Origin of the sequence: Hanstruepera flava (genome assembly GCF_023634025.1) — a bacterium.
Taxonomy (GTDB): Bacteria; Bacteroidota; Bacteroidia; order Flavobacteriales; family Flavobacteriaceae; genus Hanstruepera; species Hanstruepera flava.
The window spans coordinates 315,922-329,182 of record NZ_JALJCW010000001.1 but is presented as its reverse complement, the minus strand read 5'-3'; the positions used below and the strand labels follow the sequence as shown (position 1 = coordinate 329,182).

Here is a 13,261-nt window from a genome sequence, read left to right as displayed (position 1 = left end):
AAAAACCTGCTCACGGGCAGGTTTTTTATTTTAAGACTTTTCTTCATAAGGGCCTTCCCAAAGCACTTGTTCAATCATCCACTTATCACCACGTTTGGAGAGTAACATATAGTCTATGCCCCACCAAGCGGTTACTTTGGCAGCGGCTATGTTATTTCCTATGTTCAAAACTTCCACTTGTTTGGGTGCATCAGGTTTAGCAAAGTTTTTCTTGGCTTTTACATTTTCGGCGTAAGCTAAGGCCTGGTCAAAAGACATGTGGTCAACTTGTTTGTATTCACCTGTATCCTTATTCTTCCAAAAACCAAATTTGTTGAGTTCAGGTTGTAGGCAAGCTTTAAGTTTAGCAGAGTCACCTTCATAAAAGCCTTCAATGTAACTATAACAGGCTTTTTCTACCAATTCTTTATTGGTTTGCGAATGACCTATTGCCATTCCAATTATTAGTAAAGCGAGTGTAATAAATTTTTCCATGCTGTTTGCTAGTTTGATTATTATTAAGCACCTTTTGGTACGTATTAAAAGTAACTATTAAAACAGTAAGTAGTTGTTAACGAGACGTTAATCTAAAAATCAGTATGTTGGTAGGCACCAGCATCAGGATTTGGACTGGTTGGTCTTGTCTCCATTAAAATATCAAATTGAGTCGTACCACTAACAAATGATGGATTTCCAATTTCTATTGCTCCCGAATTTTCACCAATAATCAATTGGTTTTCATAAGGCTCCATGAAATGTGGATCATCATTAAACCGGTTACCCTCGTACAGTTCAGTATTATTGAAGTTATAGTTTTCGCCATCAAAATTGTTGTTGGGATCAGAAAAACGTAACAAGCAATTTGAAAACTTAAATTCAAACAAGACAGGATTGGTATTGTCGTTAATTTCGTCTAAAATAAATTCTGGATTATCATTACCATAAATGATACAGTTATTAAAATTGGCTTCGGTTAAATCTGCAATTATTGTGGCATCAGATGTTTCCGTAAAATTGTTTAGCAATAGTACAGGGAACTGTCTAAAACTATTTCTCCAATAATTAGCTATGGTACAGTGGGTAAAATTGTATTTACCTCCTAGAGTTCCCGCAAACGAAGACTGACCAGAATTGTTGATTACAACATTTTTAGCTAAAATAGAAGTGTTTCTTCCCAGAATTCCAAAGTTACTCGAATTGTATATTTGCGAGTTTGTAATAGTAAGTTTATCAGTGGCAGCATCGGGATTACCGTCGCTTAAAATACCAACACCCGAATTTTTAATGGTTGCATAATTAAAGATGTTGTTCACACTACCTTCAAATAACCAAATTGTGCCCCATTGCCCAGGAACATCACTGAAAATAGGTTCCAATCGGTCACCTTCAAAAATCACTTCGTTCTCTAAAGCTTCAGGGTCATTACTAAATAACCCATTAACATGAATAGAAGCATCTTCGGATACGAGAATACCAGAATCGGCATGGAAATGCACGCGAGCACCAGCTTCTATGGTTAATGTTTCGCCATTGGGAACAGCCGCATAACCATAAATGACATAAGGACGCTCGTTGGTAAAGGTAAATTCATCTGGCATAAGATAACGGCCTTGAATGTCGGTTTCAATTTGCTCGCCACCTACATTAAGCGTTAGTGTTTCTATTATCCCTGTTGCATTATCTCGATCTGGATAGATAAATACAGCATCTTTAACCAAGGTCACCAAATCCACATCTTGCATGTTGGCTCCAGAATCGAAAATAATTTTGTCGGTATATAAAAACTCACCGTCAGTGCTTGGTAGATTATTAATATCTATAGTGGTTTCGATAAAAATAAATAAGCTGTCATTGGCTAATAATTCCACATTTTGAAAGGTTCTACCTGGCATACCATCAACATTTAAACGGTATTCAGAATCTTCACCGCGCTCTAATCCCAGTGTGGGAATGTTGATGTCGTTATCGCTACGGTTGTATACTTTTAGGTTGTATGTGCTTGAGCCTATGTTTGTAAAAACGGTATCTAGATACACGGTATCTCGCGAGAATTCAAGATTTCCAGTACTGGGTTCAAACTCAAAATCTTTTCGGCAGGAGCTCCACAATACTAAAAAGGCTAAACAAGAAATAAAGTATACTAATCGTTTCATTGACATTATTTAAATTTTATGACCAATTGGTAGCGTTTCAAAAATATAACTTTTGAATTGATGATTTAGTATGAAAGCGGATTTATATTTAAAAATTCTAATCCTTTTTAGTGTTTTGTGTTTTCAACTAGTATTAGAAAGGACTGACTTAATTGAATGAGTTCTTCCAACAAATGGACTTGATTGTTCTTTGATAACAATTTTTTGTCAATATTATGTGCTCCACAGTATTCAAAAAACAATTGTTTAAGATTGTCGGGAATGTTGAGTTCGTTTTTTAGAAGGTCATCGGTAAAAAAAGAATCGGTAAGAAATAAGTCATTAAAATCCTGATATAGGGCAATTTCTTGAACGGTTTTTTTCTTGTTTTTAAAGAGTTTTCCTATGAGTTTGAAAATGGCTACAAAATCTACATTTGTACTAGGCGAAAGTCCGTACAAATGAGGGTTGTTTTTTATATCGTTAGCAATTTGGCTGTTTTGCCTACGTTGAACTTCTACCGTAAGGGTTTGCTCATCTTTTTTCTTGACAGATTGAATGGAAACTTCATCTAAAGCATTAGTAGCTTCTTTAAGTTCAATAACATTAATTTGATTTAAGTGCGTTTCTGTTACAAGAATTGTCTGTTCTTGATAAAAAAGGGAACTGAATATTAGTGTATCGTTTACTGCAGCCTGAATTGAAAAGTGCCCACCTCTATTAGAATACGTAAGTACTTGTTTGGTACTATTAAAAACCTTGATGTTCTCTAGGACTGATTTTGAATCGTAAACTTTTCCCTCGAATGTTTGGGCGTTTAAGTTACTGACAACTAGAAGCAGCAACAAGAAAAAGCGAAATAAATACACAGAAAGTTGGTTATAGTTTCTGTAAATGTATTTTTTAGGCTGTTGGTATAGTAGCTTGTTAAGAAAGTTTAACAGCCATTTTACATATTAATTAACAAAACAAGGTGATAATATTTGAAGTTATTCGTGTGGGCTTTTGGGTCTCTTTGGACATGAAACACCATTTGGTTTCCGATTCAGCTAACAATTTTTGTGTTTTGGCATTACGGATTTCCACTACACGTGTTGAGGTAACGCCTTCAGATTTAACGACATAAGTTTTTAAACTGATTTGATCGTTTAAAAGCGCTGGGCTTTTATATACTATATGGTGTGATAGCATGACCCAAAAGTATTTGTCTAATATATTTTGCGAAGCTCTAGAGAGCCAATGTTGCTCTGCAATATCTTGAACCCATTTTACATAACGTACATTATTTACGTGGTTTAAGGCATCTAAATCGGATTGGGTTGTGGTTATGGTTTTTTCAAAAATCTGCATATTCAAAAATAATGCAAAAAAATCGAGAATCTCATTATTTAAAAGGGTGTGTTATACTGTAAAAGAATTTACCAAGATTACTACGCTCTAGTTCTCCGCTTTTTATTTTTTCACGTTTTTCTTTTCTTAATGCTTTATCCTGCATGAATTTATTTTTGTAAAAGCTTTTGGTGTTGTTTTTTGCAATCTTTTGTTTAGTAATTTCTTCAGGTGTTGTATAATTGTTGTCGTAATGATTTTGAATATATCCATAACCTTGATCGTAGCTTTCTGAATATGAAATCATACCTGTATACACTACTTCACCTAAAATTTCAGAGTCAATATCCATACAAAATGAATGATCATTATTGACTCCAATAGTAACTTCTTTTGTTTTATAACCTAAATAACTGAATGAAACAATATTTCCTAAACTAGCTGTAATTTTATAGTTTCCATCAAAATCTGTTTGGGTACCTCTAGTAGTGCCTTTAATAATTATGTTTACTCCAGGTAAGGGCAATCCACTTTCATCAGCAATGGTTCCAGATATCGTTTTACTGTTTAAAACCGATACAGCTGTTTTTCCTTTTACAGTTGGTTGTTTTGTGGTGTCTGTTTGCTCTGCAATTGGCTTTTCTTGACTTAATGCTTGATGGCTTGTGAATGACAAAAAGGAGAGTAGGCTTGATGCCAAAAATGTTCTAAAGCTATTGGTGGTTTTTCGACTGTAAACCAATTCCTTATTTAGTTGTTTACCTTTGAATCGTCCGCATAAGTTTCGATTGTTTAAATAGGCTTTTACAATTTGTTCATCTGTTTTATTCGTAAAATCGTAAACCGTTTTTGTGCATACAGCACAATGGCGACCTTTGTCAACTGGTGTCATGTCGTTCCAGTTTTCATGACATGGTGCCGGAATGGATAGTGTTAGTGTTTTTCTCATAGTCCAAATAACTATAAGAAGCAAGACTTATAAAATGTATAATACGTGAAAACCTTATTTGATTGAGTGAAACCTACTTTTCAGTGATTTCAACTTCAAAGAGTTTATCCCAATACTTACCGGTTACAAACAAAGTTCCTGTTTCTGGGTTATAGGCAATGCCGTTTAGCACGTCTAGTTTAGGATGTTGTTTTACACTGTCTTTTAAAGGTGTAAAATCTATAACGCCTTCAACAGCACCATTTTCAGGATTAATTATGGCCACGCCGTTTTTGTTCCAGCGGTTAGCATAGATTTTTTCGTTTACCCATTCAAGCTCGTTAAGTTCTACAACTTTCCCTTTGTTGTGATAAGCTTGTATGTATTCTTCTTCAACAAGGGTTTCTGGGTTAAGGGTCCAAATTTTTTCGGTGCCATCACTTTTGTACAGTTTAGAACCATCGTTACAAATGCCCCAACCTTCTAGACTGTTACCGTATTTAAAGCTTCCAGTTTTTTCAAAGGTGTTAACATCGTATACAAACCCAGTTCCTTTTTTCCAGGTTAGCTGATAAATCTTATCATTCATAATGGTAATGCCTTCACCAAAGTACTCATTAGGTAAGTCAATATTTTTTAAAACTTCACCAGTTTTATAATCTACTTTGCGCAGTTTTGATTCACGGTATTGACCAGTGCCTTCATATAATTCACCATTATAAAATTCCAATCCTTGTGTATACGAACTCATGTCATGAGGATATTCGTTAATAATAGTGTAGGTATATATTTTAGGTGTTTGGTTATTTAAAATTGTAATACTTTTAGAAATACTAGCTTGTTCACCATTTACTGAAAAACTGGCTTCTAAATCATGAGTGCCCAATTTCATATTTATTAATGCTTCATTTGATGTAACAGAATTACCATCTAAAGTAAATGATACATTTTCTATTGGGTGGTTTTTGGGGTTGTTTAAGCTGAATTCCAAATTGTCGCCTAGCGTTACGGCATCGTTTTGGGCATTTGTGGTTATGGATAAGTCTTGTTTGACTTCAGTTATGCTGGCTCCACAGGATACCATTAAAACACATAAAAATATGATTGTAAGAGACTTATAAAGCTTCATGATTTTTGTAGAATTTGGAGCAAGATATTTATTAAAATTCAGTTTAAAAAATCATTGTGATAAATTTAAAAGATTGTATCTTTGCACTCGGCAAGTCCTACACAACCAGCTCCTGTTGAATCCTCCAGGGCGGGAACGCAGCAAAGGTAAGCGGTCGTAGCGGTGTGATGTAGGTAGCTTGCCTTTTTTTATGCCCTAAACTTTCCTTTTTTTTGTACTTTTGAAACGCAAAAAAACCATTTATAGATGTCTAAAGTTGTTTTAATTACGGGTGGGTCTTCCGGAATCGGAAAATCAGTTGGTGAGTATCTCTCTCAAAAAGGTTTTGTAGTATATGGCACTAGCAGGTCTCCCGAAAAATATACCAATAGCTTGTTTCCTATTGTTGGATTGGATGTCGCTAAAGTAGATACTATTGCACAAGCTGTTCAAACGGTTATTGAAAATGAAGGTCGAATTGATGTTTTGGTAAACAATGCAGGAGCTGGAATTACAGGCCCTATAGAGGAAATTCCTGAAGCTGAAATAAAAAACAATTTTGAAACCAATTTTTTTGGGCCAATTAACGTTATAAAAGCCGTGTTGCCACACATGCGTAAACAGCAATCCGGTTTGATTATTAATGTAACGTCTATCGCTGGTTATATGGGTTTACCGTATCGTGGTATTTATAGTGCGAGTAAAGGTGCTTTAGAGTTGTTAACAGAAGCCTTTAGAATGGAACTAAAACCTTTTAATGTTGAGATGACCAATGTGGCACCTGGTGATTTTGCCACCAATATTGCGGCTGGTCGTTATCATGCTCACGTATTGGATGATTCACCTTATAAAGAGACCTACGGAAAATCTTTAGAACTGATGAATGAGCATGTTGATGCAGGTAAAGACCCTTTGGAAATGGCTAAGGCTGTTTTAACTATTATCAACACATCTAAACCCAAAGTGCATTATAAAGTTGGGGAGTTTATGCAGAAATTCTCTATAGTACTAAAACGCATTCTGCCTGATACGGTTTATGAAAAAATGCTTATGAACCACTATAAGTTATAGACTATTCTATAGTAATATGCTCATTTGGTGTTGGGTTTAAATAGGTTTCGTGGATAACAATCTCGCAGTCATTACCCAAAATACTAAAGTTAATATAACCGTAATGTGGTTCGCCATTTAAAATCATTTTCACTACAATATACCAGTCAGATAAAATACCTGGATTATCATAAATATTCCACTCACGGCCAGTCCAAATATTGTATTGTTTGTATGGGTATTCAGATTCCCCAATAAAATCATGATACTCTCCAATGTAAACTGAATCACTTTCACTCGTAAAATCTTCAGATAAAATAGTACCATTTACAGTAGTTTGTAAGCCACCGTAAAATGCACCGTTGAAATTGTCAAAATATCCTAAAATTGTGTTATTAGGATTTGTACTTGTAAAATTAATTTCACTTTTTAAATATGGTACTTCATAAGAGTGATATTGAATAATTTCTTCATTATATATTATTGAATAATCAGGATTATTATCATTACTTACATCAATATTAAAAGGAGTTTGAGAACCTAAACAGTCTTGAAAGGAAGTGTATTCAGGAACTTCTTCCGTAAAATAATCATCTTCATTTAACTCAATCCAAAAATCAATATTATAGATTTCGTTTTGATGAGTGTTACTAATTCTCCCTACAAAAAGTCTATCTTCTATATATTCTTGGATTGTCAACTCATATAATAAAAAAGACTCTGAAATGCTTCTTGTGTCGAATATATTACCACCCTGATTGTAAACCGTATAGTAGTAGTTATAATCTATACAGTTGCCTATTTTGTTAAAGACAAAAATTGCCTTCGCTCCGCATTCTGGGCCACAATTCCCTTCAAAACTTAATTCTATTATATTATCTGAATACCTACCTTTCCAAGGTGTATCATCAATTGTCCATCCAGCTTGTTCAGCAAAAAAGATTTCATTTGCAACGGTTAACCCTAAATCATCAAATTGCATTTCGCAGGATTCTTCTTCTGGAATAGCACTGTTTTCTGGGTTGTCGTCGTCGTTTTGGCAGTTTAAGCATAGCAATACTATACCTATAAAGGGTAGTATTCTTTTCATAGCGGTTGTCTTTTTTATTTAAAGTTACAATTTTTACTGATACTTAAAAATTTTCACTATTTATACTAGCTTTAATTGTTAATTAATTTTCATAACAAATCAACAAGAAAACTCGCATTTAGTTGTACTTTTGCGCCATTAACAAACACAACTTATAATAAATAGTTTATGAAATTTTTTATTGATACGGCTAATTTAGACCAGATTCGTGAAGCTCAAGATTTGGGTGTTCTTGATGGTGTAACCACTAATCCATCTTTAATGGCTAAAGAAGGTATTACTGGGCACGACAACATAATGAAACACTATGTTGATATCTGCAATATTGTAGATGGAGATGTTAGTGCGGAGGTTATCGCAACCGATTTTGAAGGTATGATTCGTGAAGGTGAAGCTTTAGCTGAATTACACGACCAAATTGTAGTGAAATTACCGATGATTAAAGATGGTGTAAAGGCTTGTAAATACTTTTCCGATAAAGGTATTAAAACCAATGTGACTTTAGTGTTTTCTCCTGGTCAAGCTTTATTGGCAGCCAAGGCAGGTGCGACTTACGTATCACCATTTATTGGTCGTTTAGATGATATTTCAACCGACGGGTTAAACCTTATTGCAGAAATTCGCCATATATATGATAATTATGCTTTTGATACTGAAATTTTAGCAGCTTCTGTACGCCATACCATGCATATTATAGACTGTGCCAAATTAGGAGCAGATGTAATGACAGGGCCTTTAAGCGCAATTGAAGGTTTGCTAAAACACCCTTTAACAGATATTGGTTTAGCTAAATTTTTAGAAGACTTTAAAAAAGGTAACTAAAATTACTTTTTACCGATAAAAAAAAGCCTTAACGTTAATTGTTAAGGCTTTTTAATTTCTAACACTTAAATAATTATCTGTTTAACAGACCCAATAGTTCGTCTTCAAACCCAATATAAAACATATTGGTGTGCGCATTAACTATTTTAGCCTTTTGGTCTAGAATTATAACTTTATTAATAGGATAAATAGCTAATTGGTGCCTGGCTTCTTTAGGATTTTTAAAAACGTACTCTTGTTTTGTATTGTATTTGTACTCCTTAATAATTTTGCGCCAAAGCTTATCGTTTTCCACATTAACGTTAATAGCAATAAAATCTACTTCAGGATACTTTTGCTTTAATTCATTAGCTTTTTTATGACTATCAATGTGGGTTCTGTAAGCTGTAGACCAAAAGTAAATTACAGTTGGTCGCTTTATTAACGATCGTATTGTTTTTTGGTTGTTTTTAAAATCTGTAATCTCAACTTGAGGAATTGGGTTTCCAGGTTTTAAGCTTTTTAAAGAATTAACTAAATCAGCCACATAATTTTGCTGATGACCATCAGAACATTTGGCTTTAAACGATTCTAATAATGGGTCAAATTTATCTACGTCTTTACTTTTGGTAATAAATTCAACGGCAGCTTCCATCAATAATGAATTTTTAAGCTCTTTATCAGTTACTAAACTGTCAATTAAATTAAGGCGAATTAAATTATAGTCTAATGATTTAATATTGAAAACACTATCATCCGTTTTTTCAAAATATTTAGCAAGTGCCATATTTTCGAAATGATATTTTAGAAAAGAGGAGTAAGGAAAATAGTCCATAACCATTTTATGGTCATAATTTACATCCTTCCTGTAGCTATAAAAATCTTCAGGTAAAGACTCTAATGTTTTACGCTCGCTATTAACATAGTTAACAAAAGGGTAAACCTCTTTGCTTAAATAATAATCATAATTAATGTTGGCTTCTGCTATTTCGCTAAAAGCAGGAGTTGCATCGTAATTTTCTATAAAATAATTGAGCTTGTCCAATTTGCTATTTCTAATAGAATCGATACGCTTTGTAAAATCGGTAACAGGCAATTGACAAAGCCCTAAAACTTCCTTGTCTTCAATTTCGCCTTCTAGAAACAGGTTAATTAAGTAGTTGTTTTTTTTAGCACCTTTTCCACTGAATACAAGAGTTTCATCAAATTCCATTGTATTTAGGCGAAACATAATACTATCTTGAGGCTCCAATAAAACCATTTGATACTCTAGGCCTTGCGCAGCCCAAAGACGAAAGGTGTAAAGTCCAGACTCTACAGGTTTTACCTTGTAAATAAATCGGTTATTCTCGTCAAGAGTAATAGTATCTAATGCTTTGTCAGATTTTGCAATAATTACAAAATCTTTAATGGGGTTTACTACCTCACCACCAAAATAGGCAATATCGCCTTCATCAATTTTATTGTCTTTTTTGCAAGACACCAATGTCACGCTAGTAAACGCAATAAGACACAGAAATCGTAGTAATCTCATATTTATTAATCCCAATCTAGAAAGTTAGTTACCACAAAAGTAAAAGTTGTGGGTGTTAACTGTTGTTAATTGACTGTTAAATATTATTATACTTGGATTTTCTTCAACTTATGGTTGCTTTTTTTTACTTTTGCGCCAAATTTAAAAAGCAAGCTATGTTATCAGTTTCTAATTTATCGGTTCAGTTTGGAAAACGTGTGTTGTTTGATGAGGTGAGTACAACCTTTAACCAAGGCAATTGTTATGGTATTATTGGTGCAAATGGAGCCGGAAAATCTACGTTTTTGAAAATCCTTTCAGGAAAGCAAGAGCCCACATCTGGTAGTGTACATTTAGAGCCCGGAAAGCGCATGTCAGTTTTGGAGCAAAACCATAATTTGTACGATGAGCATACGGTTTTAGAAACTGTAATAATGGGTAATAAGCCTTTACATAAAATTAAAACGGAAATCGATGCTTTGTATGCTGATTATACCGATGAAAACGCCGAAAAAATTGGAGAACTTCAGGTAGAGTTTGAAGAAATGAACGGTTGGAATGCCGATAGTGATGCTGCGGCATTATTGTCCAATTTGGGTATAAAAGAAGATTTACATTATACCATGATGGCCGATTTAGATGGTAAGCAAAAAGTACGTGTGCTTTTGGCGCAGGCACTTTTTGGAAACCCTGATGTTTTAATTATGGATGAGCCTACCAACGATTTGGATTATGAAACTATATCCTGGTTGGAAAACTTTTTGGCTAACTACGATAATTGTGTGATTGTCGTGTCTCATGACCGTCACTTTTTAGATGCTGTTTGTACGCATATATCTGATATCGATTTTGGAAAAATAAATCATTATTCTGGTAACTATACCTTTTGGTATGAATCCTCTCAACTAGCTGCCAAACAACGTGCCCAGCAGAATAAAAAAGCTGAAGAAAAGAAAAAAGAACTGGAAGAGTTCATTCGTCGTTTTTCTGCTAACGTGGCGAAAAGTAAGCAGGCCACAAGTAGAAAGAAAATGATCGATAAATTAAATATTGATGAAATTAGACCAACAAGTCGCCGTTACCCAGCCATTATTTTTGAGCGCGAGCGTGAGGCTGGCGATCAAATTCTAAATGTTGAAGGTTTAACGGCTTCTTTAGAAGGAGAGGTGTTATTTAGAAACATAGATTTAAATTTAGCCAAAGGCGATAAGGTGGTAGTTTACTCTAAAGATTCTCGTGCTACTACAGCTTTTTATGAAATTTTGAATGATAATCAAAAAGCAGATGCTGGTAAATTTGCTTGGGGAATCACCACAACACAATCGTACTTGCCTTTGGATAACAGTAAATTCTTTGACAACAATTTAACTTTGGTCGATTGGTTGCGCCAGTGGGCAAAAACCGAAGAAGAGCGCGAAGAAGTTCACATTCGTGGATTTTTGGGAAAAATGATTTTTAGTGGAGAAGAAGCGCTAAAAAAATCTAATGTTTTATCAGGAGGAGAGAAGGTGCGTTGTATGTTAAGTCGTATGATGATGATGCGTGCCAATGTATTGATGCTAGATGAACCAACTAACCATTTAGACTTGGAAAGTATTACGGCGTTTAACAACTCATTAAAGAACTTTAAAGGTACAGTATTGTTTACAACGCACGATCATGAGTTTGCGCAAACCGTTGCAAACCGCGTTGTTGAATTAACACCTAATGGTATTATAGACAGGTATACTACTTTTGACGAGTATATGCAGGATTCTAAAATAAAAGCTTTACGCGAGAAAATGTATGCTGTTACGGCGTAATTAGTTGTCTAATTCAGAGGTTACATCGTTAACGATGGGCATGGCGTTTTCTAGTTCGTCTTGATGTACATAAACATCTTGATAACCTGGAACTGAAGAGCCAAATCCAGCCAATCTACCTGATTCTGTTTCGTCCTTAACTATTGCCGTTATATCAACAGCCTTAAGTTTGTCAACGATTAATTGGGCAACTATAAAACTTCCTGTAAAAACTTTTTTATACTCTGAATCCATAATAAGTGGTTTTTGCTGTTACTTAAAGATACGAAATTTCTGAATTAAAACACATGTTTTACAACAGGAATGAGGTAAGGTGAAACTGGATTTGTAACATGCTGAAAATGGGTTAATTGAAAAATAACGCTAAAAAAACATGTTACTAACATTATTAAGTTATATTTGTACTTTATTAAATTATTTAAATTATTACAATGAGTAAAGGAACAGTAAAATTCTTCAACGATTCTAAAGGATTTGGATTTATCGTAGAAGATGACACAAACAAAGAACATTTTGTTCACATTTCTGGATTAATCGATGAGATTCGTGAAGGTGATGTAGTAGAATTCGATCTTACAGAAGGTAGAAAAGGAATGAACGCAGTAAACGTTAAAGTATTATAATATATATTTTAAACTTATTGAAACACAAAAGCCTCGAAATTTTTCGAGGCTTTTTTTATGTTTAAAAAGTTCCTATAAACCCAATTTGGTTGGTTGAAAACGTGAAATTCCAACTTATTTTTGGAGGGTTTTTATATGTGTATTTTTTCTTGGTAAATAAAAACTTATCAATGCTGTCTACCACTACAACACTTAAAATGGTACCAACAGCGACATCGGTTAACCAATGAGCGCCTTCTACCAATCGTGTTATTGGTGTAATGGCTCCAATAGAATAAATACCAATTTTAACCCAAGTATTGTCAAACTGCTTGGCAATAGCATGCGCCATGGTAACAGAAAGAACCGTATGTCCTGATGGAAACGAGTGGTACATGGCTTCGCTAGAAAATGGGTTAAAGTCATCATAGTCTTTTCCAGAACTTGGTCTTGCTCTTCCAAAAGCCGTTTTGCTAAAGGATTGGAGAGTTCCTGCTGTTATTGTCGATGAAACAATTAACACACAGGTTTTTCTTACTGTTTCATTTTTGGTTACTAGTCCATAACCATACAGTCCTGCATTTAATACAAAAAACGTTTGTGGTTTACCAAACCTATAGCCAAAGTCTAAAGCAAATTGCGGATAGTTGTCTTTTTGACCAGTAAAAAAATCATTGGCAGCCTCATCGGCTAAAGAAAGAGCAAAGACACCAACGGCTAAAGTAGTCAGTTTCCTAAAGTCATCATTATCCCATCTTAAAGGACTGGTGTAAGCATAGGCAACGCTTTGAGTTGTGTTTTTCGCATCATATTTCAGTATGTCCCAAACCGTAAGCGAATCTTGTGAATATTCTAATGAATTGGCTTGCTGGCCAAAACATACAAGGCTATATAAACTGCATACAAGGCAAAATAGTTGCCGCATAA

Annotated in this window: 14 protein-coding genes and 1 other RNA gene; 5 read left to right on the top strand and 10 right to left on the bottom strand. The window is 34.4% G+C overall.

Features of this window, described 5'->3' with window-relative positions:
• Positions 1-30: 30 nt before the first annotated feature.
• The 6 genes from MTX13_RS01530 to MTX13_RS01505 form a co-directional block, all read right to left on the bottom strand.
• Positions 31-474, bottom strand: coding sequence for a nuclear transport factor 2 family protein (locus MTX13_RS01530; protein WP_250432609.1), 444 nt, complete (start codon positions 472-474; stop codon positions 31-33).
• A gap of 92 nt (positions 475-566) precedes the next feature.
• Positions 567-2,132, bottom strand: coding sequence for a hypothetical protein (locus MTX13_RS01525; protein ID WP_250432608.1), 1,566 nt, complete (start codon positions 2,130-2,132; stop codon positions 567-569).
• Between the two features lie 107 nt (positions 2,133-2,239).
• The gene (locus MTX13_RS01520; RefSeq protein WP_250432607.1) at positions 2,240-2,980 is read right to left on the bottom strand and encodes a carboxypeptidase-like regulatory domain-containing protein; all 741 of its coding nucleotides are present in this window, start codon (positions 2,978-2,980) and stop codon (positions 2,240-2,242) included.
• Between the two features lie 91 nt (positions 2,981-3,071).
• A complete protein-coding gene (locus MTX13_RS01515) occupies positions 3,072-3,461 on the bottom strand; it encodes an acyl-CoA thioesterase (protein ID WP_250432606.1) in 390 nt (129 codons plus the stop codon).
• Between the two features lie 34 nt (positions 3,462-3,495).
• On the bottom strand, positions 3,496-4,389 hold the full coding sequence (locus tag MTX13_RS01510; RefSeq protein ID WP_250432605.1) for a carboxypeptidase-like regulatory domain-containing protein: 894 nt from the start codon (positions 4,387-4,389) through the stop codon (positions 3,496-3,498).
• Positions 4,390-4,462: 73 nt separating this feature from the next.
• On the bottom strand, positions 4,463-5,497 hold the full coding sequence (locus MTX13_RS01505; RefSeq protein WP_250432604.1) for a glutaminyl-peptide cyclotransferase: 1,035 nt from the start codon (positions 5,495-5,497) through the stop codon (positions 4,463-4,465).
• Positions 5,498-5,585: 88 nt separating this feature from the next.
• Here MTX13_RS01505 and ffs point away from each other — a divergent pair.
• An RNA gene (gene ffs, locus MTX13_RS01500) (signal recognition particle sRNA small type) lies at positions 5,586-5,684 on the top strand.
• A 59-nt stretch (positions 5,685-5,743) separates the two neighbouring features.
• A complete protein-coding gene (locus tag MTX13_RS01495; protein ID WP_250432603.1) occupies positions 5,744-6,547 on the top strand; it encodes an SDR family oxidoreductase in 804 nt (267 codons plus the stop codon).
• Between the two features lies 1 nt (position 6,548).
• Here MTX13_RS01495 and MTX13_RS01490 read toward each other — a convergent pair whose 3' ends face one another.
• Positions 6,549-7,616: a hypothetical protein gene (locus MTX13_RS01490; RefSeq protein WP_250432602.1), complete on the bottom strand. Its 1,068-nt coding sequence runs from the start codon at positions 7,614-7,616 to the stop codon at positions 6,549-6,551.
• A gap of 168 nt (positions 7,617-7,784) precedes the next feature.
• Here MTX13_RS01490 and fsa point away from each other — a divergent pair, with 168 nt between their 5' ends.
• A complete protein-coding gene (fsa, locus tag MTX13_RS01485; protein WP_250432601.1) occupies positions 7,785-8,438 on the top strand; it encodes a fructose-6-phosphate aldolase in 654 nt (217 codons plus the stop codon).
• A 73-nt stretch (positions 8,439-8,511) separates the two neighbouring features.
• Here fsa and MTX13_RS01480 read toward each other — a convergent pair whose 3' ends face one another.
• Positions 8,512-9,951 carry a TlpA family protein disulfide reductase gene (locus MTX13_RS01480; protein WP_250432600.1) on the bottom strand — a complete coding sequence of 480 codons (1,440 nt, stop codon included), beginning with the start codon at positions 9,949-9,951 and terminating at the stop codon, positions 8,512-8,514.
• A 155-nt stretch (positions 9,952-10,106) separates the two neighbouring features.
• On the opposite strand from MTX13_RS01480, the gene MTX13_RS01475 reads away from it, so the two are divergent.
• The gene (locus tag MTX13_RS01475) at positions 10,107-11,732 is read left to right on the top strand and encodes an ABC-F family ATP-binding cassette domain-containing protein (RefSeq protein ID WP_250432599.1); all 1,626 of its coding nucleotides are present in this window, start codon (positions 10,107-10,109) and stop codon (positions 11,730-11,732) included.
• Here MTX13_RS01475 and MTX13_RS01470 read toward each other — a convergent pair whose 3' ends face one another.
• A complete protein-coding gene (locus MTX13_RS01470) occupies positions 11,733-11,966 on the bottom strand; it encodes a putative signal transducing protein (protein WP_250432598.1) in 234 nt (77 codons plus the stop codon).
• Positions 11,967-12,163: 197 nt separating this feature from the next.
• Here MTX13_RS01470 and MTX13_RS01465 point away from each other — a divergent pair, with 197 nt between their 5' ends.
• Positions 12,164-12,355 (top strand): cold-shock protein, encoded by a 192-nt coding sequence (locus MTX13_RS01465; RefSeq protein WP_223033297.1) that lies wholly within the window; start codon positions 12,164-12,166, stop codon positions 12,353-12,355.
• Between the two features lie 61 nt (positions 12,356-12,416).
• Here the strand turns inward: MTX13_RS01465 and MTX13_RS01460 are convergent, their stop codons facing one another.
• Complete coding sequence (locus MTX13_RS01460) at positions 12,417-13,259, bottom strand: phosphatase PAP2 family protein (protein WP_250432597.1); 843 nt, start codon at positions 13,257-13,259, stop codon at positions 12,417-12,419.
• Positions 13,260-13,261 lie beyond the last annotated feature (2 nt).